This window comes from Pseudomonas sp. S3_C06, assembly GCF_054667675.1.
Map to the genome: position 1 here is coordinate 803,630 of NZ_CP162747.1, position 22,996 is coordinate 826,625.

General features: G+C 58.1%; 22 protein-coding genes. 15 read left to right on the top strand and 7 right to left on the bottom strand.

The annotated features are described in order from the left end of the window. Window positions 1-151 precede the first annotated feature (151 nt). Window positions 152-763, bottom strand: a complete 612-nt coding sequence (locus AB4N44_RS03430; RefSeq protein ID WP_034153941.1) for an FMN-dependent NADH-azoreductase — start codon at window positions 761-763, stop codon at window positions 152-154. Between the two features lie 127 nt (window positions 764-890). On the opposite strand from AB4N44_RS03430, the gene AB4N44_RS03435 reads away from it, so the two are divergent. Together AB4N44_RS03435 and AB4N44_RS03440 are read left to right on the top strand one after the other, a co-directional pair. Further along, window positions 891-1,799 (top strand): LysR substrate-binding domain-containing protein, encoded by a 909-nt coding sequence (locus AB4N44_RS03435; RefSeq protein WP_127927842.1) that lies wholly within the window; start codon window positions 891-893, stop codon window positions 1,797-1,799. Then, a complete protein-coding gene (locus tag AB4N44_RS03440) occupies window positions 1,796-2,155 on the top strand; it encodes an MmcQ/YjbR family DNA-binding protein (protein ID WP_127927844.1) in 360 nt (119 codons plus the stop codon). The genes AB4N44_RS03435 and AB4N44_RS03440 overlap by 4 nt, the downstream gene beginning before the upstream one ends. Before the next feature lie 121 nt (window positions 2,156-2,276). Here the strand turns inward: AB4N44_RS03440 and AB4N44_RS03445 are convergent, their stop codons facing one another. Together AB4N44_RS03445 and AB4N44_RS03450 are read right to left on the bottom strand one after the other, a co-directional pair. Then, on the bottom strand, window positions 2,277-2,705 hold the full coding sequence (locus AB4N44_RS03445) for a DUF1294 domain-containing protein (protein ID WP_460110213.1): 429 nt from the start codon (window positions 2,703-2,705) through the stop codon (window positions 2,277-2,279). Further along, window positions 2,702-3,532, bottom strand: coding sequence for an undecaprenyl-diphosphate phosphatase (locus AB4N44_RS03450; RefSeq protein ID WP_127927848.1), 831 nt, complete (start codon window positions 3,530-3,532; stop codon window positions 2,702-2,704). Before AB4N44_RS03450 ends, AB4N44_RS03445 begins: the two co-directional genes overlap by 4 nt. A gap of 304 nt (window positions 3,533-3,836) precedes the next feature. On the opposite strand from AB4N44_RS03450, the gene AB4N44_RS03455 reads away from it, so the two are divergent. The 9 genes from AB4N44_RS03455 (at window position 3,837) to AB4N44_RS03495 (ending at window position 12,164) form a co-directional block, all read left to right on the top strand. Further along, window positions 3,837-5,471 (top strand): methyl-accepting chemotaxis protein, encoded by a 1,635-nt coding sequence (locus tag AB4N44_RS03455; protein WP_460110212.1) that lies wholly within the window; start codon window positions 3,837-3,839, stop codon window positions 5,469-5,471. Between the two features lie 256 nt (window positions 5,472-5,727). Then, window positions 5,728-6,291, top strand: a complete 564-nt coding sequence (gene pnuC / locus AB4N44_RS03460; protein WP_160040243.1) for a nicotinamide riboside transporter PnuC — start codon at window positions 5,728-5,730, stop codon at window positions 6,289-6,291. Continuing rightward, a complete protein-coding gene (locus AB4N44_RS03465) occupies window positions 6,288-6,812 on the top strand; it encodes an AAA family ATPase (RefSeq protein WP_160040245.1) in 525 nt (174 codons plus the stop codon). The genes pnuC and AB4N44_RS03465 overlap by 4 nt, the downstream gene beginning before the upstream one ends. 357 nt (window positions 6,813-7,169) lie before the next feature. Then, window positions 7,170-7,622, top strand: coding sequence for a hypothetical protein (locus tag AB4N44_RS03470; protein ID WP_127927856.1), 453 nt, complete (start codon window positions 7,170-7,172; stop codon window positions 7,620-7,622). A 1-nt stretch (window position 7,623) separates the two neighbouring features. After that, window positions 7,624-8,199, top strand: a complete 576-nt coding sequence (locus tag AB4N44_RS03475; protein ID WP_150751325.1) for an adhesin — start codon at window positions 7,624-7,626, stop codon at window positions 8,197-8,199. 73 nt (window positions 8,200-8,272) lie between these two features. After that, on the top strand, window positions 8,273-9,277 hold the full coding sequence (locus tag AB4N44_RS03480; RefSeq protein WP_127927860.1) for a heme utilization protein: 1,005 nt from the start codon (window positions 8,273-8,275) through the stop codon (window positions 9,275-9,277). A gap of 62 nt (window positions 9,278-9,339) precedes the next feature. Continuing rightward, window positions 9,340-10,020, top strand: coding sequence for a C39 family peptidase (locus AB4N44_RS03485; RefSeq protein ID WP_127927862.1), 681 nt, complete (start codon window positions 9,340-9,342; stop codon window positions 10,018-10,020). A gap of 44 nt (window positions 10,021-10,064) precedes the next feature. Next, the gene (locus tag AB4N44_RS03490; protein WP_127927865.1) at window positions 10,065-10,814 is read left to right on the top strand and encodes a hypothetical protein; all 750 of its coding nucleotides are present in this window, start codon (window positions 10,065-10,067) and stop codon (window positions 10,812-10,814) included. Between the two features lie 45 nt (window positions 10,815-10,859). Next, window positions 10,860-12,164: a hypothetical protein gene (locus tag AB4N44_RS03495; protein WP_460110209.1), complete on the top strand. Its 1,305-nt coding sequence runs from the start codon at window positions 10,860-10,862 to the stop codon at window positions 12,162-12,164. Window positions 12,165-12,263: 99 nt separating this feature from the next. Here AB4N44_RS03495 and AB4N44_RS03500 read toward each other — a convergent pair whose 3' ends face one another. Then, the gene (locus tag AB4N44_RS03500; RefSeq protein WP_127927869.1) at window positions 12,264-13,589 is read right to left on the bottom strand and encodes a sigma-54 dependent transcriptional regulator; all 1,326 of its coding nucleotides are present in this window, start codon (window positions 13,587-13,589) and stop codon (window positions 12,264-12,266) included. A 354-nt stretch (window positions 13,590-13,943) separates the two neighbouring features. On the opposite strand from AB4N44_RS03500, the gene AB4N44_RS03505 reads away from it, so the two are divergent. The 4 genes from AB4N44_RS03505 (at window position 13,944) to nhaB (ending at window position 18,539) form a co-directional block, all read left to right on the top strand. Further along, window positions 13,944-14,210: a hypothetical protein gene (locus AB4N44_RS03505; protein WP_016983763.1), complete on the top strand. Its 267-nt coding sequence runs from the start codon at window positions 13,944-13,946 to the stop codon at window positions 14,208-14,210. 278 nt (window positions 14,211-14,488) lie between these two features. Then, entirely contained in the window at window positions 14,489-15,778 is a 1,290-nt protein-coding gene (locus AB4N44_RS03510) for an NHL repeat-containing protein (protein WP_460110207.1), read from the top strand. Between the two features lie 143 nt (window positions 15,779-15,921). Beyond that, window positions 15,922-16,857 (top strand): hypothetical protein, encoded by a 936-nt coding sequence (locus AB4N44_RS03515; RefSeq protein ID WP_223026867.1) that lies wholly within the window; start codon window positions 15,922-15,924, stop codon window positions 16,855-16,857. Between the two features lie 179 nt (window positions 16,858-17,036). Beyond that, entirely contained in the window at window positions 17,037-18,539 is a 1,503-nt protein-coding gene (gene nhaB, locus AB4N44_RS03520; protein WP_150708585.1) for a sodium/proton antiporter NhaB, read from the top strand. A gap of 975 nt (window positions 18,540-19,514) precedes the next feature. Here the strand turns inward: nhaB and AB4N44_RS03525 are convergent. The 3 genes from AB4N44_RS03525 to gnd are packed head-to-tail and all read right to left on the bottom strand — an operon-like array spanning window position 19,515 to window position 22,833. Further along, entirely contained in the window at window positions 19,515-20,336 is an 822-nt protein-coding gene (locus AB4N44_RS03525; RefSeq protein ID WP_460110205.1) for an HAD family hydrolase, read from the bottom strand. Then, window positions 20,333-21,856, bottom strand: a complete 1,524-nt coding sequence (gene zwf, locus AB4N44_RS03530; protein WP_460110203.1) for a glucose-6-phosphate dehydrogenase — start codon at window positions 21,854-21,856, stop codon at window positions 20,333-20,335. Before zwf ends, AB4N44_RS03525 begins: the two co-directional genes overlap by 4 nt. Beyond that, the gene (gnd, locus tag AB4N44_RS03535; protein ID WP_034153922.1) at window positions 21,853-22,833 is read right to left on the bottom strand and encodes a phosphogluconate dehydrogenase (NAD(+)-dependent, decarboxylating); all 981 of its coding nucleotides are present in this window, start codon (window positions 22,831-22,833) and stop codon (window positions 21,853-21,855) included. The genes zwf and gnd overlap by 4 nt, the downstream gene beginning before the upstream one ends. Between the last annotated feature and the right edge of the window lie 163 nt (window positions 22,834-22,996).

The following is a 22,996-nucleotide window of genomic DNA, read 5'->3' on the forward strand; positions in this document are numbered from 1 at the left end:
CATTGCACTCAGATGCTGATTGTCTGACTGCATAACCCGGGCCAGATTATGTAACAGTCAGAAACAAAAAACTCCGTATTCGCCCCTTGCGGAACCAGAATACAGAGTTTTTCGGGTGTTACCTGAACATCAGCTGTTCTTTACGCAAGCCTTACGCCGCGGCGAACAATTGCTCGCTGATCTTCGCTTGCGCAGCGGTCATCGCGTTGTTGCGCACTTCTTCGCCATAAGCGAGGCCTTCGGCGCGAACGATTTCGATATCGGTGATGCCAAGGAAGCCCAGTACCAGCTTCAGATATTCTTCGTGAGCGATGCCGCTGGCCTGACCGGCATGAATGCCGCCGGAAGTCGATACGATCACGACTTTCTTGCCGCCGCACAGGCCTTCAGGGCCGGCTTCGGTGTAACGGAAGGTTTGACCGGCGACGGCAACGCGGTCGATCCACGCTTTGAGTTGGGTCGGCACGGTGAAGTTGTACATTGGTGCAGCGATGACGACTGCGTCGGCAGCGATGAACTCGGCCAGGGTCGAAGCGCTCAGTTCGGCTTCGTGCTGTTGTGCGGCGTTACGCAGCTCAGCAGTGGTGCCGGCGGCAACCAGGGTGGTCGACGAGAAGTGGCTGATGGCGTCGGCGGCCAGATCGCGGTAGGTCACCACGGCGCTTGGCTCGGCGGCTTGCCAGGCTTTGACGACTTCGCCGCTCAACTGACGGGAAGCCGAGTTGTCGCCCAGAATGCTCGAATCGATATGCAGCAGTTTCATGTGGAATCTCCTGGAAGGAATCGCCGGTGGCGACGGAATGGAGATAATCCTACGCAAGAAACCAATGGATGATTAGCCGCTTTAAATGCGATAGTTTGTCCCACTGATAGAACAGCCGGATTTCCCTATGCAAGACCTCAACGATCTTTACTATTTCGCCAAAGTCGTCGAGGCCGGCGGGTTCGCGGCGGCCGGGCGCTTGCTGGGCATTCCCAAGTCACGACTGTCACGCCGCATTGCCGAACTGGAAGAACGCCTCGGCGCGCGTTTGCTGCAACGCACCACCCGACAACTCAACCTCACGGCGGTGGGTGAACGCTATCTGCGTCACTGTCAGGCGATGTTGCTGGAAGCAGAAATGGCCGATGAGGCCGTGGCGAGCATGTCCAGCGAGCCGCGCGGCCGTTTGCGGGTCTCCTGCCCCACCGGTCTGGCCCGGGAAATGTTGCCGTGGGTCATCAGCGAATTTTTAGGCAAATTTCCGCAGGTGCAACTGGAAGTGGTATTGCTCAATCGCCGGGTCGATCTGGTCGGCGAAGGTTTTGATGTCGCGCTGCGTGTGCGCGAGCACGGTGACGAAGATCCGTTGTTGGTGACCCGGCGTTTGCGCCAGGCGCAAATGGTCGTGGTGGCCAGTCCGGCATTTATCGATGGGCAAACGATCAACCATCCGCAAGACCTCAAAAGCCTGCCCGTGCTCGGCGCGCTGGAGGCGGATCGCATGGTGCATGTGCGCTTGCTCGATCAGCAAGGCCACAGCTTTGAACTGAACATGGAAGCGCGCCTGGGCATCGATGACTTTATTGTGCGCAAAGCCTGCGTGCTGGCGGGTCAGGGTTTTACTTTGCTGCCGATGATGTACTGCGAAGAGGAACTGAGAAACGGCACCTTGGTGCAATTGCTGCCAGAGTGGTCGCTGCCCGGCGGCTGGCTGCAAGCGGTGTATCCGCATCGGCGCGGGGTGATGCCGGCGGTGCGCGCGTGGATCGATCATCTGGTCGAGTCGTTCAATGCCTGTGGGGAGCGGTTGTTATGAGCAAGGGAAAGATGAGCGAAGCCGATGTCGCGGCGTTCTGCCTGGCATTGCCGGGCGCTCGGGAAGATTACAAATGGGGTGGCGTGCGGGTGTTTTCGATTGCCGGCAACAAGATGTTTGCCTTGCAGGGACTGCGCGGTGATTCGCTGGCATTCAAGGTCGACAAGGATCTGTTTCTCGGCCATTGCGACCGCCCGGGGATTCACCCTGCGCCGTATCTGGCGCGGGCGCAGTGGATCATCATGCACCCGCCCTACCCGCTGGGTGCTGAGGAGTTACGCGGGTTGTTGCAGCGCTCGCACCAGTTGGTGGTGAGCAAGTTGCCGAAAAAGACCCAGGTGGGATTATTGCTCTAACCCCAATCCCCCCTGTGGGAGCGAGCCTGCTCGCGAAAGCGGACTTTCATTCAACGATGATGTTGTCTGACACGGCCTCTTCGCGAGCAGGCTCGCTCCCACATTGGTTTTTTGCAGTTCTTTAGAACAGCGTCAGCAGATTCGAGCCAAGAAACAACTGGTCGATCCAGAACACTTGGTGCAGCACGACAATCACCCAGAACAGAACCTGAAACGACACCTTGCGCGTCTTGTGCCGGAACACCTGCTGGGCAATCAACGCGCCCGGCCAGCCGCCCGCCAGCTCTACGGCATGCAGGATGTTCTCCGGTGTACGCCAGGCAGCCGTCTGCGCCTTGCGCTTATCGGCCCAATACATGAAGAACGCTAGCACGCTGACGATCCCGTAAGCGGCCAGCGGCACCAGCGAAATCCCGCGCAGCCACATCGACAACGAGCCGAACAGCGGCAGCGCGCAGACGATCAGCAGAACCAGCAGTTTCAATTTCAGGTACTGAATGTTGCCGCCCGAAGGTCGCCCTTCGGGCCGGCGTGCGCGGGAGTCACTCATGGCTTGGCCGCCGCCCAGTCGATCCAGCCAAACTGCCACGTCGCCAGAATCACCAGACCAAACACGATCCGATACCAGGCGAACGCCGCGTAGCTGTGGCTGGCGATGAACTTGAGCAAGCCGCGCACGGCGATCATGGCGAAGATGAACGCTGTGACGAAACCGATGGCGAACACCGGGAAGTCTGCCGGTACAAACAGATCGCGGTACTTGTAGCCCGAGTAGACCGCTGCACCGACCATGGTTGGCATGGCGAGGAAGAACGAAAACTCGGTGGCGGTCTTGCGCGACAGGCCGAACAGCAACCCGCCAATGATCGTCGAGCCAGAGCGCGAGGTGCCAGGAATCATCGCCAGACACTGGGCGAAGCCGACTTTCAAGGCATCTTTCCAGGTGATCTCGTCGACCGTTTCGGCGTGCACTTCATGCTGACGCTTTTCCGCCCACAACATGATGATGCCGCCCACCACCAGTGCAGTCGCAACGGTAATCGGGTTGAACAGGTATTCGTGGATCAGGTCGGCAAAAATCACCCCCAGCACCACAGCGGGCAGAAACGCGATCAGCAGGTTGGCGGTAAAACGCCGTGCGCTTGGCTGGGTCGGCAAACCGATGACCACATCGAAGATCTTGCGTCGAAACTCCCAGACCACCGCGAGAATCGCGCCGAGCTGGATGATGATATTGAACGCCATGGCTCGTTCGCCGCCGAATTCGAGCAAGTCGGCAACAATGATCTGGTGTCCGGTACTGGAAATGGGCAAAAACTCCGTCAGCCCTTCTACAACTCCTAGTATCAGTGCCTGCAAGGCCGTCCAAAGATCCATCAATCCCCCAAAGAGCGATGCGCGCCGGCATGCCCCGATAGTATTTTTTTACGTTCACTGCGATCAGCGTAGCTGGTTGTGGCTGTACCGATTCCGCGCGCACAGGATCCACACGAAACGGTCAAAATTCCGTGAAATATCAATTTGGATTCAGGTTTTCACGCGCGGGGCCGAAATCCTAACAGACAAGCCTTAATAGCGCTGCCGCGTTATACGACTTGGGTCGCGTATGCCCGCTCACGAAATCGTGGTTGGATGCTGGCGGTCGTTTATTACAAGAAAAAGAATCCGGAGTGACAGCGTTATGAACAGCTTGCGCAGTGTGTCGATCAGCCGACGCTTGTGGCTCATCTTGATTGTGGCGGTGGTCATGTTGCTGACCTTGGGCGTGTTGATGCTCAAGCAGATCCACGACGACCTGTATCACGCCAAGGCCCAGAAAACCCAGCACGTGGTGCAGACGGCCAGCGGCCTGCTGACCTATTACCACGACCTCGAAACCGCCGGCACTTTGAGCAAAGACGCGGCGCAGAAGCAGGCACTGACGGCGATTCGCGGCCTGCGCTACGACCAGAGCGATTATTTCTGGATCAACGACCTCACGCCCGTGATGGTCATGCACCCGACCAACCCGAAACTTGAAGGCCAGAACCTCTCGGCGATCCGCGATCCGGACGGCTTTGCGGTGTTCAACGAAATGGTTGCCATCGCTCGAGCCAAAGGCGCTGGCATGGTCGACTATCGTTGGCCAAAACCGGGCGCCAGTGAGCCGGTGGCCAAGACTTCCTACGTCAAACTGTTCGAACCTTGGGGCTGGGTGCTCGGCTCCGGGGTTTATGTCGATGATGTGCAGGCGGAATTCCAGGGCCAAATGATCAAGGCTTCGGTCATCGGTTTGGCGATTGCGCTGATCATGGCGCTGCTGGTGATCCTGATCGCACGCAGCATCGTCCGTCCGCTGCAAGAAACCGTGAACGCCATGGCCAACATTGCCAGTGGTGAAAGCGACCTGACTCGCAGTCTCGATACCCATGGCAGGGATGAAGTCACCGAGCTTGCGCATCACTTCAACGCCTTCACCGCCAAACTGCGGCGGGTGATCGGTGATTTGCAGGTGTCGGCCAGCGCCTTGGGCCAGTCGTCCAGCGAACTGGGCAACGACGCCTCGCAGGCCCAGCAACGCAGCCAGCAGCAATCGCAGCAGATGGAACTGGTGGCCACGGCGATCAACGAAGTGACCTATGGCGTGCAAGATGTGGCGAAGAACGCCGAGCATGCCGCCGCCGAAATGCGTGACGCCGAAGCGCAGGCGCAACAGGGCCAGATCAACATCGACGGCAGCTTGCAGCAGATCGACAAGCTGTCCGGCACCATCGATCAAGCGGTTGAAGTGATTCGCACCCTGGCGGCCGAAAGCACCCAGATCGGTAGCGTGCTGGAAGTGATCCGCTCGATTGCCGAACAGACCAACCTGCTCGCACTCAACGCCGCGATCGAAGCCGCCCGTGCCGGTGAACAAGGTCGCGGGTTTGCCGTGGTGGCAGACGAAGTGCGCTTGTTGGCGCAGCGCACGCAGAAGTCGACCGCGGAAATCCAGTCGATGATCGAGCGCCTGCAGAACCATTCCGAGGCGGCCGTGAAGGTGATCGGTGACAGCAGCAAGGCGTCGCAATTGACCATTGAACAAGCCGGGCTGGCCGGTGCCAGTCTGAATGCCATCGGCCAGGCACTGCGCAATCTCAATGGCCTGAATGCGTCGATTGCCAGCGCTACGTTGCAGCAGGCGCATGTGGTCGAGGACATCAATCAGAACGTGACGCAGGCTGCTGGCCTCTCGCACAGCACGGCGATCGCGGCCGAGCAGTCGAGTGCCGCCAGCCTGCGCCTCGGCCAGTTGAGCGAACAACTCAACGCCCTCCTGCGCCAGTTCCGCGTCTGACCCGTGTAACTCTGGTGAGCCCACCCCTCACCCCAGCCCTCTCCCGGAGGGAGAGGGGGCCGACCGAGGTGTCTCAAGCTATACGTCGACCTGAAAAATCGAGTCGATTATGGATTCAACGCAGAAAGATCAGGTCGGCGTATCTCGAACATCCAACTTGGTCAGTCCCCTCTCCCTCCGGGAGAGGGTTAGGGTGAGGGGTTTGGCCCAATGCAGTACAATCCGCCCCCTCCTCAATTTCCCCCAAGGAAACCCCATGTCCGGGCTTGAACTGTTTGCCGCCGCCCTTGGCGTGATCGCCGTGTGGCTGACGGTCAAACAGAATCCGTGGTGCTGGCCGATCGGGCTGATCATGGTGCTGCTCTACAGCTGGATCTTCTTCGAAGTGAAGCTGTACTCGGACATGTTGCTGCAAGTGATTTACGCCGCATTGCAAGTCTATGGCTGGTGGCAATGGACTCGCGCCGGGACGATGCATGACGGCCGCGAGGTCACCCGCCTCGATCAACGCTCTATCCTGATCGGCCTCGGTGCTGGCGCGGTCGGCAGCCTGCTGCTCGGCGCGGCCATGGCCCACTGGACCGACGCCGCGCAACCGTGGCTCGATGCCGCGCTCACCGGTTTCAGCCTGGTTGCGCAACTGTGGATGGCGCAGAAACGCCTGCAATGCTGGGCGTTGTGGTTTGTGCTCGATGTGATCTTTGTCGGCTTGTTCATCTATAAAGGGCTGTACCTGACCGCTGCGCTGTACGGTCTGTTCACTCTGCTGGCCATTCAAGGCTTTCGCGAATGGCGCGCTGACCCGGCGTTGCGCACATGAAGGTCGTGGTGCTGACCGGGCCTGAATCCACCGGCAAGAGCTGGCTGGCGGCGGGCCTGCAACAACGCTTTGGCGGTGTGCGCGTGGATGAATACGTGCGCCGCTTTATCGAACTCAATCCCCGTGACACCTGCCTGGCCGACATCCCTGCCATCGCTCGGGGCCAGTTGCAACGGGAAGATGAAGCGCGGGCGCAACAGCCGTCGTTGCTGATTCTCGACACTCACTTATTGAGCAACATGCTGTGGAGCCAGACGCTGTTCGGTGACTGCCCGGACTGGTTGGCATCCGAGTTGCTGACCCGGCATTACGACCTGCACCTTCTCTTGTCCCCGGAACAGGTCGACTGGACCGATGACGGTCAGCGCTGCCAACCGGATCTGGACGAGCGTCTGGCGTTTTACCAGTCCACGCAAAACTGGCTGGAAACCCACCATCAGCGCTTTCTGATCATTCAGGGCAATTGGGCCGAACGCCAACGACAGGCTTTTGCCGCCGTCGAGCAACTGCTGGCGGAGTGACCCGGCCAACGGGTCAGTTTCCCCAATGATCCCCCCTGTTTTGGGGGCAAAGTGTCCGATCCTGAAACACTCCGTGAGGTGCAAAGTGCCCGTCTCAGCACTGTTCACTGTTTTGTCATCGCCGTTGTTTCACGGTTGAAACACATCGTCGCAAACCCTCGTTCCAGAGCTTTGTTCAGCCAATAGACAGGTCGGCGCGCGCACGCGTGTATCAATCCTGAAACAGTGTGTGTATCAGCTGCGCGGCTGATTTTTGCAAGCATCTGAAACCAAACGACATTTAAAAAGCGGCACAGCTTTCGCTCTCTCCTTCACAACGCTGACTCGGGCCAGCCCACTGAAGAAGGAATTGCAGCCGTGGGGAATATCCAAAAAGGTTTGACCTGCCTTCTGCTGATCGGATCAGCAGCCAGCACATTGCTCAGTTTCAATGTCCACGCAGAAGGCAATGGCGTCATCGTCCTCAACCGCGATGTCCAGCCGATCCCGATTGGTCGCAATGGCGGCAAAGACCCCTACCCGACCACCGTCAATGCCAATCCGTCCGCACGCATCAACTCCACCATGAACAGCACCGAATTGAGCGACGGCGACTTCGCCGGTGTCGCCAGCGGCAGCGCGTTCCGCACCGTCAACAATGTCCAGGCCGGCAGCAATCTGCCAGGCCTCAATACCGTCACCAATCCCAATGGCATGCCCGGCATGAGCGCAGGACACGGCGGCGGTTCCGGTGGCGCGATTTCCGGCACGATCAACCGCGCCATGAGTTCCGGCCTTGCGCCATTGACCCGCATGGCCGGAGGCCAATGAGATGAATCGTTCACTCCTTCTGCTTGCCCTGCTCGGTTGCACCACTGCCATGGCTGCTGAACCTGGTTCAGTGAACAAGGCCAACATTCAAGATTCCGGGGTTCAGTACCGCGGCAATTTCAACGTCAACCAGGCGGCTGGCGATCAAATGCAACAGGCCAACGTCAAGGCTGTGGCGATCGGCACCGAATCCCACGCCACTACCAGCGTCATGCAGAAAATCGATACACCTGCCTCGCGCTCGATGGACGCCAGCGCAACCATCGGCGGCACCTCTTTCAGCAATGGCAACGGGATCCTGGGCGTGAACCAGGGTGCCGGGGCCAACAACCAGATGGCCAATGTGACGCGCGTCAGCATCAGTGCTGCCCCGCAGAGCGTTGACGACAGTGCCCTTTCGCAACAGAACGTGGCGCTTTTACCGAGCTCAGGAGCAACTGGTACCTCACCCGGCAGTCGCCAGGTCACGACAAGTGATCAGGCCTTCACCGGCAGCCGCGGGGTAATCCAGGTGAACCAGAGTGCCGGGGTGGGGAACCGAATGGCTAACACCCTGAGCATCCGGGTCGCTGACTGACCCAAACAACAAAAGCAGTGCAATTAGAAAGTACCAACACTTAACCAACTAATAAGCACGATGGAGAAACACCATGAAACCTACAATGGCTCTCAAACCACTGGTTTTCGCACTTGCAGCAGTGATGGCAATCGCAGCACAGGCAGGCGGTCGTGATGACGATCATGGTAATGGTCACGGTAACGGGCACGGTAACGGCCATGGTAATAACCAGCCTAAAGGCCCAACCCTGGAACAACTGCTGCAAATCACCGCAGGCGCTGGTGCCGCTGTGCTTGACGTGCAAGACAGCGACGGCAACGTGGTGAAAAACCAGGGCACTCTGAACAACGCTAATGCCAGTGATTCGCTCAACGGTTCCAACGGCAACATGGGCGCCAACGTTGCAGCCGGCGACGGCAACCAGCAGGACAACGCTGCTGCGCTGGCCACAGCTGACGAAAGCTTCATCTTCGGTAACGCTGTTGCTGCTTCGAGTGCAACTCAAGTCAACAACAACAACTATGTGAAAAACTCGTCCACCTTCAACAACGCTACGCTCAACAACGCAGGCAACAATGGTTCCGGCAACATCGGCATCAACGTCACTGCCGGCAACTTCAACCAGCAGAAAAACAACCTGGCGATCGCCGTATCCGGTGGCCGCGTAGCTCAGGCTGCTGCTTCTGCCAACCAGTCTTCCACTGGCCTGGTTGTAGAAAACAAAGGCGTGCAAGCCTACAAAACCGACACACTCACCGGCACTTATGCCGCTGCTGGCGTGTTCAAAGCCAAAGGCACTGCAACCATCGAAGATGATGACCACCACGGCGGTTATGGCAATCGTGGCGGCGGCCACGGCGGCAACGATGACCAGAAAGCCAAGTTCGAAGCCGTCGGTACCTTTGGCCTCGCTGGCGTAACCACTCAGCAAGTGATGACCAAAGACGGCTGGAAAGCCCCTGTGGTCAACAATGCCAACATGACCAACTCGATGAACAACTTCTCCGGCAACGGCGGAGCCAACGTCTCGGCGGGTGTGGGCAACCAACAAAGCAACTCGCTGTCCATCGCTGCTGGCTGCAGAGCCTGCCTGTAATCGCGATCGAACGAAAGCCCCGGAAACGGGGCTTTTCCTCAGTCCGCAAAGGCGTATCGATCATGCGTAAGACTGCCCTCCTCGCTCTGCTTTTCGTCTGTGGCCTGACTCAGGCCGGTCAGATGCCCGTGGCTGCCCTGCCGGGTGGCACGCTCGTCTACAAAAACGTGCAGAGCATTCGTGAGCGCAAGTTTGCCGACATCGTCGAACAGAAAACCGATTTCAGCTGCGGCGCTGCTGCACTGGCAACGGTATTACGCCAGGCCTATTGGCTCGACGTCGATGAGGAGCACATCATCAAAGGCATGCTGGTCAACGCTGACCAGGACCTTGTTCGTACTCAAGGTTTTTCCATGCTGGACATGAAGCGCTACATAGAAAGCATCGGCATGCGCGCCAGGGGTTACAAGATTCCACCGGAAAAGCTCGAAGCGGTAACGATCCCGGTGGTGGTACTGATGGAAATTCGCGGCTACAAGCATTTCGTCGTGTTGCAGCGCTCGGACAAGGATTGGGTTTACATCGGAGACCCGGTGCTCGGCCATAAACGCTACAAACATGATGACTTTGTCAAAGGTTGGAACGGCATTGTCTTCGCCATCGTCGGTCCCGGATATGACAAGGCCAACGCCTTGCGCAGCCCTCCGGTGCCCTTGACGGCCAAGAACAAGCTGGATGGTTTCAACCCGGTCAAAGATGCTGAATTGATGGATTTCGGGTTCATTCAGAGCGACTTCTTTTAATCGCCGATTATAGAAAATGGGACTGGATGTCCCGGGAGCAGCAGATGAAAACCTCATACTGGCTGGCCGCCGCCTGCCTGGCAGCGAGTGCGTCAGGCTATGCCAATGCAGGATTCAAACCCATAGAAATCAAGGACCAGGAGCTCGCCGAGCTGCGTGGTCGTTATGTCATGCCGGGGCGGATTATCAGCTTCGGCATTGTCATGAGCAGTACCTGGCGCAACGCCAGCGGAGACCTGATCGGAGCGTCTGCCTCGATGCAGGTGCAACAGGCCACAATCAAACCAGAATTCTACGTTTCGACCATCAAGGAGATGGGCAACGGCAGTACGCCGGAACTGGGCACAGGATCGATTATCGGCGGTGCCGGTCTTAACTCATCGTCGGGCGTGACGCAGAGCGTACGCGCGGCGGGTGATGGCAACACGGCGAACAACAACGTCGCCATCAACGTCAAGGAAGCCAATCAGGCGCCAGCACTCGCACCCGCACAGGGCCAAGCCCTGCTGGCCGGCCAGACCATTTCCGGCAGTAATGCCGCCGGCAATGTCGCGGTGTCGGCAACCGGTACGGGTGGCGTGCAAATGGCGATTCAAGCCAGTGGCAATCAAGGTTCGGCGCTGCAACAGGTCGCCTCCAGCGGTTTACTGCAGAACACCCGCCTGCTCGGCAGTGCCAACGTGGTCAATAACCTGACTCAACTTAATGTCGTACTCAATAATAACGGCAGAAGCGCCGGCGCACTGGATTGCAACCTGACTCAACTCGGGGCCCTACGCAGTATTGGATATTGAACTACGCTGAGTCTCGATCATTGGGCTTAAAGGGACGGCTTATTCATGTATCGATCAGTATCACTGCGTGCCGCAGTGTGTTTGAGCACTCTTCTTCCTGCGGCGATGCTGCAAGCAGCACCGGATGCAGATGTACAGGCCCTGAAACAGGAACTTCTGGAGCTGAAACAACGATACGAAGTACAACAAAAGGCCCTGGCGGTTCTCGAACAACGAGTCCGCCAGGTTGAAGAACAACCCGCCGCCCCACCATCAAAACGGCTGGCAAAATCGCCGTCGGACATGAAAGGCAACCGCGTCGCCACCGGCACCGGTGCGGCAGCAGCATCAGGAGGCGCCGCCGGGGGCAGTGGCGCTTCTTACGGGCAATCACTGGCGGACGACTCACAACCGGCGCAGAGCGTTTCCAACCTGTACGACGAAGCCAGCGGCTTCTTCGGCGGCGGCAAGTTCAGTGTCGAAACCGGCATCACCTACTCGCGCTATGACACCCGTCAGCTGATTCTCAACGGGTTCCTCGCACTCGATTCGATCTTTCTTGGCAACATCAACCTTGACCGGATCAAGGCTGACACTTGGACCCTCGACCTTACCGGCCGCTACAACTTCGACAACCGCTGGCAGTTCGACCTGAACGTGCCCGTGGTCTATCGCGAATCGACTTATCAGTCGGGCGGCGGCAATGAGGGCGCGGCGGGTGTCACCACAGAAGAAACCGTCACCAAGGATCCCACCATTGGCGACGTCAACTTCGGCATCGCTTACAAGTTTCTCGACGAGTCGGTCAATACACCGGACGCGGTGGTCACACTGCGGGTCAAGGCGCCAACCGGCAAGGATCCGTTCGGGATCAAACTGCGCCAGACCGATGCCAACTCCAATCTGTTTGTGCCTGACACCCTGCCCACCGGCAACGGCGTCTGGTCGATCACCCCCGGCATTTCGCTGGTCAAGACGTTCGACCCGGCGGTGCTGTTCGGCAGCTTGTCCTACACCCACAACCTGGAGGAGTCGTTTGACGACATCAGCTCGACGGTCAACCAGAAAAACCCGGGCAAGGTAAAGATCGGCGACAGCTTCCAGATCGGCGCCGGTATTGCGTTTGCGCTGAACGAGAAGATGAGTATGTCGTTCTCGGTGTCTGACCTGGTGCAACGCAAGAGCAAGCTGAAACAGGATGGCGGGGATTGGGAATCGGTGGTGTCCAGCGACGCCAATGCCGGTTACTTCAACGTCGGCATGACCATTGCGGCCACCGACAACCTGACCATTGTGCCCAACCTGTCCATCGGCATGACCGACGATGCCCCGGACTTTTCCTTCAGCCTGAAATTCCCGTACTACTTCTAGGCAAAAGCCAAAGATCGCAGCCTTCGGCAGCACCTACATCGGATTTGTGTAATCCCTGTAGGAGCTGCCGAAGGCTGCGATCTTTTGATCTTCAGGTATCTAGCGAATCTGGTGTTTATGCAGCAGGCGATAAAACGTCGGCCGCGACACCCCCAGGACTTTGGCCGCCACACTGAGATTATCGCTGTGCCGGTTCAACACATCGCACAGTGCCTGGCGCTCGGCGCGGGTCTTGTAGTCTTCCAGCGTGCCCATGGGTGTCGCGATCGAATGCTGACTGATCAGCCCCAGGTCTCGGGCCTCGATCTGCCGCCCTTCGGCCAACACCAGCCCGCGCCGCACACGGTTGGCCAGCTCACGGACGTTGCCCGGCCAGTCATGTTTGCCCATGGCAATCAGCGCGTCTTCGCTGAAGCTGCGCGGGCGTCGACCGGTTTCGTGGCTGTAGAAATGGGAAAAATGGTTGGCCAGCATTGAGAGGTCGCCGTGGCGTTCGCGCAAAGGCGCAGTGACCACTTGCAGCACGTTGAGCCGGTAATACAAATCTTCGCGAAATCGCTTCTTCTCAATGGCCGCTTCCAGGTCGACGTGAGTCGCCGCCAGAACCCGCACATCCACCGGAATCGGCTGGCTGCCGCCGACACGTTCAATGTGCCGTTCCTGCAGGAAACGCAACAGATTGGCTTGCAGTTCCAGCGGCAGATCGCCGATTTCATCGAGAAACAGCGTGCCGCCATTGGCCGCTTCGATGCGCCCGATCTTGCGTTGATGCGCGCCGGTGAAGGCGCCTTTCTCGTGGCCGAACAGCTCGGATTGAATCAAATGCTCAGGAATCGCCCCACAATTGATTGCCACAAACGGCTTGCTGTGACGCTGGGACTGGCGGTGCAGCGTGCGCGCGACCAGTTCTTTGCCGGTACCGCTTTCGCCGCGGATCAACACAGGCGATTCGGTGGGTGCCAGTTTGCTGAGTAGTTTGCGCAGTTCACGGATCGGCTTGCTGTCGCCGAGCAGTTCATGTTCGGGCTGATCGACGTGGATCGTGCCTTGCCCGCGCAAACGCGCCATGCCGAACGCGCGCCCGAGCGTCACCTGCACGCGCGAGACGTCGAACGGCAAGGTGTGAAAATCGAAAAACCATTCGCAGACGAAGTCACCGACGTTTTGTAATCGCAGCACTTCCTGATTGAGCACGGCGATCCATTCGGTGCCACTGCGGCTGATCAGTTCTTTGACGGCTTCGGGACGTTCGAGGTGAAACGGCTGCAAACGCAACAAGCCGACGTCACAACTGCGATCGGCAGCGTTTTCCAGGGTACAACTATCAACATCCCAACCTACGGCGCGTAATCCGGGCAATAAGCGGTGGCAGTCGTCGCACGGATCGACCACCAGTAAACGTCGTAACGCAGGCGCTTCGCTCATGACTGTTCCTTGGCGCCAAATTATTAGAAATGATTGTAAAAACAGTCATTTGGCAGACCCGACTGTAACATTAGCAAGATTTTGACAGGGCCTTGTATCGATTGCTTATAGGTGTACAAGCAATCACGTTATAAGAAGCAAAGTTGTTAGTGAGCTATCGACTAATCCCAGCCTTAACCTTTCAGGGAGCTTTCAAAAACCTGTCGGTAAAGCAACGCCATGAAAGAAAGTTGAAATTTCTTTGTTTCATGTGTGACCTGCCTGCGGGTTCGGTGCATCAGTACAAGTACCAGCCGAACGGTAAGCCCAACCGACGGCACATCACTTGATTGGGCACCATAGAGAGAACAACCCATGACCGCCCCGCTCCGTATCAACGAAGCTCTTTTGATTGCCAACCACGCGTTCAAACCTTTCCAGTGCGTGGCCTGGGCGCCACAAGACGGCAATGGCGAACTGAGCCTTACCGTCATTGACCGAACCAATTCGCACATCGGTCGCAAACAGATCCCAAGCAGCGCCTACTCCGATCCAGCGCAACTCGAGCAACTACTGCAGCAGGCTCGCGCTGAGCTCAGCGAAGAAGGTTACAGCCTGCAATCGTGGTCGATGCCGCACTAACAGCCGGGCGATGCGGATGACTTTCAGGTCATCCGCCCTCTTCGCTTAGTTGTAATCTTTTAAACACCCGATACTTTTGTACAACTCTTTGCAAGGTGCTCAGGCTTAACTGCTTGGCCGGCTTGCTATTGGTTCAAAAAGACACTGTTCTGGCACAGTGCGACCCTCCACCTGTTAGTTCTTACAGTTGTACTTCTCCCGGTTCAGGGATTGAATGTTCCGCTCATGCAGTTACCCACCCGGTTCCGGTAAAGGTCAACTCGCAAGGAGATGCGTGCATGTCCACTCTGAACACTTTTGCGCTGCCGGCGTTATCGACGTCTGCCGGTCAACTCGATAAAACATTTGCCACCACCGGCATCGCCCAAGTGTATTTCGCTGACAGCCTGTCCAGCCTGACCGAGGATATCGCCCTCGATGCGCAGGGGCGGATCCTCGTCGCGGCGAAAGTCGGCGTTGCTGCCGGCAATCGATTCGGACTGGCACGAATGCTCGCCGATGGCTCGGCTGATCTGGCCTTTGGCGACAAAGGCAGCGTGATCGATACGTTTGCCCCAGGCTTCGAAGCCACGGCCGGTAAAGTCCAGGCACTGCCCGACGGGCGCATCCTGCTCGCCGGCCTGCATTATGAAAACGCTCATCGCACCCTGCCCGCACTGGCCCTGTTCGACGCTCAGGGCAAACCGGATTTGCGCTTTGGCGACAATGGTCGTCAGGTGGTGCGCTTGCCCGGCGATCTGTCCATGGGCAGCCGTGATGCCTGGCTGCCGCCGGGCGTACCGGGCGCCGAAGCCTGCGATTTTGTCGTCCAGGAAGACGGCCATATTCTGTTGATCGCCAATCACCACTTCGAACTCGCCGACCATGCCGGCATGCTGATTCGCCTCAAGCCCGACGGCAGCCTCGATGAAACCTTCAATGGCCGCGGTTTTGTGATGATTCGCCACTTGCTGCTCAACACCTGGCTGAGCAGTCTGCTGGTGCAGAAGGATGGGCGGATTGTGGTGGCAGGCTCCATCGACTTCCCGCAGGAGGGTTTATTGGCGCGCTACCTGCCCAATGGTCGCCTCGACGAACGCTTCGCCGTGGATGGTTTCATGGCGTTCAAGGCGCACGGCAAAAGCGCTCTGGTCAGTCAGGTCCTTGAGTCCGCCGACGCGCTGCACTGTTTCGGCAGCAGCCGCGATCCGATTCGTTGTATGGCGTACAGCCTGCACACCAATGGCCGCCCGAACCTGCACAACCATGCCGGCCAACCCCAACTGCTGGAAATCGGCCCCAGCGGCTGCCAATGGAGCGCCGCGCAACGTATGGCGGACGGCCGCATCATCGCGGTCGGTGCAACCATTGGTGGAATCGAAGCGGACTTTATCGTCGCCCGCTACTCGAGTGATGGCGGCCTGGATCACAGCTTTGCCGACGGTAAAGGCTGGCTGCGCACGCGCTTGGGCCGCAGCCTGGATACGGCCAACTCGCTGGCCGTGCAAGCGGATGGCGCCACCCTCGTTGGCGGTTATTCGCTCGATGGCAGCTACCGGGCAATGGTGGCGCGGTATTTCAATCACTAGTCAAGCGAAGAGCCGCAGCGCTGCCATTCATCGGATTTAGCCCTGCACCTGTAATTTCTGACAGTAGACGCTGCCATTGATCGGCGCTCAGATAGCGACACGCGCAGATGGCTGCGCGTTGAACCTGAAAAAGGAATTTTTGAATGACTGATCAACAGAAACTACCTGGACAACTGACGCAAGTTGAAGCCTCGAGCACGCGTGCTAGCAAGATCGAACCACGAATCCTCGAACTCACCGATCTGGATGGGAATTACATCGAACCCGACAGTGTTGTCACGGTTAGCGACTTTTTTATCAAAGGCGTGGCCACTCCGGCGAGACCGGCGGACATTCTGGATAGCCGAACCCCGATTGCCCCTGTTCTTGTAGACGCGACTGGCCACTTTACAACAGAACTTTTTAACCAGTCGCTGGGTACTCATGTATACACCGTGCTAGACGAGTCTGGACAAGAATCATCGCCTTGGGTGGTTACTATTGCTGCACTAGATCAGCTATTAATCGAATCTATAAAAGGGCCGGACGACCAGCCCATCGGAAACGGTTCAAGTACAGCTCATACCGACCTGAGGTTTATCGGCAAGGGCGTACCTGGCCAGGTGGTGGAACTTGTGGATAACGGTATTGTGCTTCGCTTGCTCAATGTCGATAACAGCGGGCACTGGAGCGCCCACCTCACAGGCCTTAAGCCAGGCAAGCATAAATTCGTCGCTCGAGAGTTAAACGGCAAAGAATCAGCCCCCTGGCATGTCGAGATCGAAAAACCGGCATTGTTGAGTATTCAATTTGGATACGGCCTGGGAAATTATCAGCCCATCAAAGATGGCGAAACCACAACGCAGACAGCAGTAGTTCTGATTGGCACGGCCAAGCCGAACGAATTTGGCCGGATACTCAGTGATGCCCATGAAGGGGTTGTCTTCGAAGCAAATGAATACGGGGTTTTCATTACCCCTATTAAGGACTTACTCCCCGGCGATAGTTATATGTTCATCTGCCGATCTGAATCCGAACCGGATCGCCACTCGGAACCTTGGATGATCCATGTAGCGTCTGAGAAACTGGCGCAACGGTAGTTCTGTTTCATCGTCAACATGACCCGTCGAGCGATAACTCGGCGGGTCTTGTTGTTTGCCCCGCGAATCGTCTAAAAAAACCTGCTTCCACGGCGACGACGGGGATTAAATCGACGAGCGGCTTGATCTTCCTCGACACATCCGGCAACTTTCGCGCTTCTTAATAAAAGGAGCTGCCGATGTCCGGTTCAATGGCCCAAGCGTTCGCGCATAATTTTCTCGGGCACTCGCCACGCTGGTACAAGGCGACCATTGTCGGTTTCCTCATCCTCAATGCGCTGGTGCTGTTCACCGTTGGCCCGGTCGCGGCCGGCTGGTTGCTGGTGATCGAATTCATCTTCACCCTGGCCATGGCGCTCAAGTGTTATCCGCTGATGCCCGGCGGCTTGCTGTTGATCGAAGCCTTGCTGTTGAAGATGACCACCCCGCAAGCACTTTACGATGAACTGGTGCACAACTTCCCGGTGATCCTGTTGCTGATGTTCATGGTGGCGGGCATCTATTTCATGAAAGACCTGCTGCTATTTCTGTTCTCGCGCCTGTTGTTGGGCGTGCGCTCCAAAGCGGCGTTGGCCTTGATGTTCTGCTTCCTCTCGGCGTTTTTGTCGGCGTTTCTCGATGCCTTGACGGTAACCGCCGTGATCATCAGTGCAGCGGTCGGTTTCTATTCCGTTTATCACCGTGTCGCGTCCGGCAACGATCCGCGCCAGGACAGCGAGTTTGCTGACGACGAGAACCTGCCGAAACTGCATCACGAAGATCTGGAACAATTCCGCGCTTTCCTGCGCAGTCTGTTGATGCACGGCGCTGTCGGTACGGCGTTGGGCGGCGTGTGCACACTGGTCGGTGAACCGCAGAACCTGTTGATCGGCCACGAAATGGGCTGGCACTTCGGCGAGTTCTTCCAGAAAGTCGCGCCGGTTTCGCTGCCGGTGCTGGCGGCAGGTCTGGTCACCTGCGTGCTGCTGGAAAAGCTGCGCTGGTTCGGCTACGGCACGCTACTGCCGGACAATGTTCGCACCGTGTTGGCTAACTTCGCCGCTGAAGACAATGCTGAACGCACGGCGCGCCAACGCGCAGCACTGCTGGTGCAAGGCGCTGCGGCATTGATCCTGATCGGCTGCCTGGCTTTTCACATCGCCGAAGTCGGCCTGATCGGGTTGATGGTGATTGTGTTGATCACCGCGTTTACCGGCATCACCGACGAGCATCGTTTGGGCAGTGCATTCAAGGACGCCATGCCGTTTACGGCATTGCTGGTGGTGTTTTTTGCCGTGGTGGCGGTGATTCACGATCAACAGCTGTTTGCGCCGTTGATTCAATGGGTGCTCGCCCTGCCGGTCGAGCAACAACCGGGCATGTTGTTTATTGCCAACGGCCTGCTGTCGGCGATCAGTGACAATGTGTTTGTCGCGACGATTTACATCACCGAAGTGAAACAGGCGTTCCTTGCCGGGCACATGAGCCGCGAGCACTTCGAGACGCTGGCGATCGCGATCAATACAGGTACGAATTTGCCGAGTGTCGCGACGCCGAATGGCCAGGCCGCGTTTCTGTTCCTGCTGACTTCGGCGATTGCACCGCTGGTGCGTCTGTCGTATGGGCGAATGGTGTGGATGGCGCTGCCGTACACCTTCGTCATGGGCCTGCTGGGCTGGTATGCCGTGAGCTACTGGCTCTGACAAGCACTGAATAAACCTGTGGGAGCGAGCCTGCTCGCGAAGAGGCAGTGTCAGACAACAGATTCGTTGAATGACACACCGCTTTCGCGAGCAGGCTCGCTCCCACATTTGGTTTTGCGTGCTTTCAGCGAGGCAGGATGTATTTCTCGATCGCTTGGGCTACCGCTCTGACAAGCACTGAATAAACCTGTGGGAGCGAGCCTGCTCGCGAAGAGGGAGTGTCAGACAACAGATTCGTTGAATGACACACCGCATTCGCGAGCAGGCTCGCTCCCACATTTGGTTTTGCGTGCTTTCAGCGAGGCGGGATGTATTTCTCGATCGCTTGGGCTACTGCTCTGACAAGCACTGAATAAACCTGTGGGAGCGAGCCTGCTCGCGAAGAGGGAGTGTCAGACAACAGATTCGTTGAATGACACACCGCTTTCGCGAGCAGGCTCGCTCCCACATTTGGTTTTGCGTGCTTTCAGCGAGGCAGGATGTATTTCTCGATCGCTTGGGCTACCGCTCTGACAAACACTGAATAAACCTGTGGGAGCGAGCCTGCTCGCGAAGAGGGAGTGTCAGACAACAGATTCGTTGCATGACACACCGCATTCGCGAGCAGGCTCGCTCCCACATTTGGTTTTGCGTGCTTTCAGCGAGGCAGGATGTATTCGATCGCTTGGGCTACTGGCTCTGACAAGCACTGAATAAACCTGTGGGAGCGAGCCTGCTCGCGAAGAGGGAGTGTCAGACAACAGATTCGTTGAATGACACACCGCTTTCGCGAGCAGGCTCGCTCCCACATTTGGTTTTGCGTGCTTTCAGCGAGGCAGGATGTATTCGATCGCTTGGGCTACTGGCTCTGACAAACACTGAATAAACCTGTGGGAGCGAGCCTGCTCGCGAAGAGGGAGTGTCAGACAACAGATTCGTTGAATGACACACCGCTTTCGCGAGCAGGCTCGCTCCCACATTGGTTTTTGGGTGGAGTCAGTGAGGGAGGATGTATTGCTCGATCGCCTGGGCCACGCCGTCTTCGGTGTTCGGCGCGGTGACCACGTCGGCTTGGCGTTTCACCGTCTCCTCAGCCTGCCCCATGGCAATCGACAGGCCTGCGCAATGAAACATCGCCGGGTCGTTGCCGCCATCACCAATCGCAGCGGTCTGCTCCAGCGGTATGCCCAAGTGCTCGGCCAAAGTCGCCAGTGCGGTGCCCTTGTTGGCCTCTAGCGCCGTCACGTCGAGATAAACCGGTTGCGAACGCGACACCTGCGCCATCCCGTTGACCTTCGGCAACAGTTGCGCTTCCAGTTCGATCAACAGTTCCGTGTTGTTGCTGGTCGCGACAATCTTGTCGATGCGCTGCAGATACGGCTCGAAACTCTCCACCACGACGGGTGGATAACCGAGGCCGTGCTGTTCGCGCGGCACCATCGGCCCGTGCGGATCCTTGAGCAGCCAATCGCCGCCGCTGAACACCCAGATTTCAACGTCCGGTTGATCAGCGAACAGCGCCAGCGCAATCAGTGCGGTGGTAGCCGGCAGGTAATGCGCGACCAGCAAACTGCCATCCGGGTTGACGATAGTGCCGCCATTGAACGCCGCCGTCGGCAAATCAACACCCAGGGCTTCGATTTGTTGCAGCATGGCTTTCGGTGGCCGGCCGGTGGCGAGGCTGAACAACACGCCCGCCTCCCGCAGCGAACGCACCGCGTCGATGGTGCGTTGGCTCAGCGTGTGATCCGGCAGCAACAGTGTGCCGTCCATGTCGCTGAGCAGAAAACGGATGGGTTGTTTCGGCACATCACTCATCCGAGGCCATGCCAGACGCGACCATCGCGAGTCAGCAGATCTTCGGCAGCTTGCGGGCCGTCCTCACCCGCGGCATAGGCCTGCACGCTCGCGTCCTGTTGCCAGGCATCAAGGAACGGCTGCACAGCGCGCCAGCCGTTCTCGATGTTGTCGGCACGCTGGAACAGCGTCTGATCGCCAGTCAGGCAGTCGTAGATCAAGGTTTCGTACCCCGTCGACGGCTGCATCTCGAAAAAGTCTTTGTAAGCAAAACCCAGCTCGATGTTGGCCATGTTCAACGCTGGCCCCGGCCGTTTGGCCAGCAGGTCGAACCACATGCCTTCGTTCGGCTGGATCTGGATACGCAGGTAAGTCGGCTGCAATTCGTCGACTTCGGTGTCACGGAACTGCGCGTAAGGCGCGGGTTTGAAGCAAATGACGATCTCGGTGTCGCGCACACTCATGCGCTTGCCGGTGCGCAGGTAGAACGGCACGCCGACCCAACGCCAGTTGTCGATCATCACCTTCAGCGCCACGTAGGTTTCCGTGGTGCTGTCAGGGGATACGTTGGGCTCCTGGCGATAGCCGTTCAAGGCTTTGCCATCGACTTCGCCGGCGCTGTACTGGCCGCGAACCGAGTTGGCGCGGGCTTCTTCGGTCGTCCATGGACGAATCGCCCCGACCACCTTGGCCTTCTCGCCGCGCACCGCGTCAGCGCCGAACGCCGCGGGCGGTTCCATCGCAACCATGGCGAGCAACTGGAACAGGTGATTGGGCACCATGTCGCGCAGTGCGCCGGTGTGTTCGTAAAAACTGCCACGGGTTTCGACACCGACGGTTTCGGCGGCGGTGATCTGTACGTGGTCGATGTAATGGTTGTTCCAGAACGCTTCGAACAGGCTGTTGGAGAACCGGCTGACCAGAATGTTCTGCACGGTTTCCTTGCCCAGATAATGGTCGATCCGATAGATCTGCTTCTCGGACATCACCTTGAGCAAACAGGCGTTCAACGCTTCGGCGGTGTGCAGGTCGGAGCCGAACGGCTTCTCGATCACCACCCTTCTGAACGCTTCCGGGGTTTCTTCCAGCAAACCGGCGCTGCCGAGACGGCGCACCACTTCACTGAAGAAACGCGGCGCGGTGGCCAGGTAGAACACCGCATTGCCGGTGCCGCTGTCGGCGATTTTCGCCGCCAGCGCTGAATAGGTGCTGTCGTCCAGAAAGTCGCCCTGGACGTAGCTGATACCTTTGGCGAGCTTGGCCCACAAGGCCGGATCAAGCATCTGATCGCCCTTGCCGACTTTCGCCGCCACTTCGGTACGGATGAAGTCTTCGAGCTTTTGCGCGAAGGCCTCATCGGTAATGGCGTTGTGGTCAACGCCGACGATCCGCAGATTGTCGTCAAGCAAGCCGTCGCGACTGAGGTTGTACAGCGCCGGCATCAGCAAGCGCTTGACCAGGTCGCCGTGGGCACCGAACAAAAACAGCGTGGTCGGTGGTGCGGGTTCTGCCTTGGATTTTCTGCGGATCGTATGGGTCATTTCTTCGGTGTCTCCACGTGGCCGCCGAAGCCGAAGCGCTGGGCCGAAAGAATCTTGTCGCCAAACGTGCCCTGGCCGCGCGAGCGGTAGCGCGAGAACAGCGAGTTCGACAGCACCGGTACCGGCACCGCTTGTTCCATGGCCGCTTCGATGGTCCATTGACCTTCGCCGCTGTCAGCGACGGAACCGGAGAAACCGTCGAGCTTCGGATCGCTGGCCAGCGCATCGGCGGTCAGGTCCAGCAGCCACGAAGAAACCACGCTGCCACGACGCCACACTTCAGCAATGTCGGCCACGTTCAGGTCGAAACGCTGATCTTCCGGCAGGCGCTCGCTGGATTTGGTCTTGAGGATGTCGAAGCCCTCGGCAAACGCGGCCATCATGCCGTACTCGATGCCGTTGTGAATCATCTTCACGAAGTGACCGGCACCGGCAGGACCGGCGTGGATGTAACCGTGCTCGGCACGATGATCTTCAGACTTGCGATCCTTGGTGCGCGGAATGTCACCCATGCCCGGCGCCAGTGCGGCGAACAGCGGGTCGAGGCGCTGCACGGTTTCAGCGTCGCCGCCGATCATCATGCAATAGCCGCGCTCCAGGCCCCAAACGCCGCCCGAGGTGCCGACGTCGATGTAGTGCAGGCCTTTTTCGGCCAAAGTCCTGGCCCGGCGAATGTCATCCTTATAGTTGGTGTTGCCGCCGTCGATGATGGTGTCGCCGGCTTCGAGCAAAGTGCTCAGGGTGTTGATGGTGTCTTCGGTGGGTGCGCCGGCCGGCAACATGACCCATACCGCACGCGGTTTGGCCAGGCCGGCAACCAGTGCCGGCAAGTCGGCGACGCCGGTGGAGCCCTCGGCGACCAGGTTATCGATGAAAGCGGTATTGCGGTCGTAAACAACGGTGGTGTGACCGTTGAGCATCAGACGTCGCGCAATATTGCCGCCCATGCGGCCCAGTCCAATAATCCCGAGTTGCATGTGCTGATGCTCCTTACTACAAATAAATGTGTGTCATTGGTTATAGCCCAACGCGACTGATGGAGGTTAGTCCAGAGCGTTGCGATGAAGTTTCCGGGCATTGTGCCCGATCCAGACTGATAACGCCCCGAATCCTGCTGAAGACACACCGACCATGAAAAAT